General features: G+C 44.9%; 2 protein-coding genes. Both read right to left on the bottom strand.

What is annotated here, in order from left to right:
- Positions 1–324, bottom strand: a 324-nt coding sequence (locus tag A3729_RS05040; RefSeq protein WP_255376377.1) for an SH3 domain-containing protein, incomplete at its 3' end; no start/stop codon positions are given.
- A gap of 71 nt (positions 325–395) precedes the next feature.
- Positions 396–633: hypothetical protein (locus A3729_RS32240; RefSeq protein ID WP_197475573.1), on the bottom strand; the 238-nt coding region annotated here is incomplete at its 5' end.

The following is a 633-nucleotide window of genomic DNA, read 5'->3' as shown; positions in this document are numbered from 1 at the left end:
ATTAGCGTCTTCCATCTGCAATACATCAGCAATATGCAACCAACCTTCATTACCTTTGCGATCACGAACTTTTAACCACTCCGTCTTTCGAGTTGAAACTTCTAGCCACTCCCCTTTTTCGCTGATATGGAATACAGGGAAACCTTGCGCGGGGCCTGTGCGCCATTCCACAAAAGGAAGTACCACTTTAAGCTGAGGCGCAAATACGGTAGACCCGGCATGGTCTTCACGAGTTTCGGCCTCACTGGCTAAAACAGGCCATGAGAACAGCGACAAAATGAAGACCACCAAGCAAGAATACTGGCAGCGTGTTAAGCCTGACATAAATATCCTTTTTTAATCATGCAACGTTCAACTCTTCTCTACACACGAGGAAAATCTCTATGTAATCAATACTAGTTAATTGGTGCCGCAAAAGGGTCGTTAAAGTATTGCGCCCCAAGGTCCAACCATTCAGAAATCAACTTAAGCTCGGATAAAGTGAGATCACCTTCATGAGAACCACCTGCTTCAAACAAGTCTAAAAATTCCCCACTTCTCAAAGCACCTGCTGTATTCATAGTTGGCCCCACTGGTACAGTTTCCTGGACGTAAATAATGTTTTCGAATTCATCACGAAGCGGCTCACCTTCG

This window comes from Oleiphilus sp. HI0043, from assembly GCF_001634935.1.
Note: the sequence above shows the minus strand (reverse complement) of the source record. Positions and strands in the feature narration are given on the sequence as shown.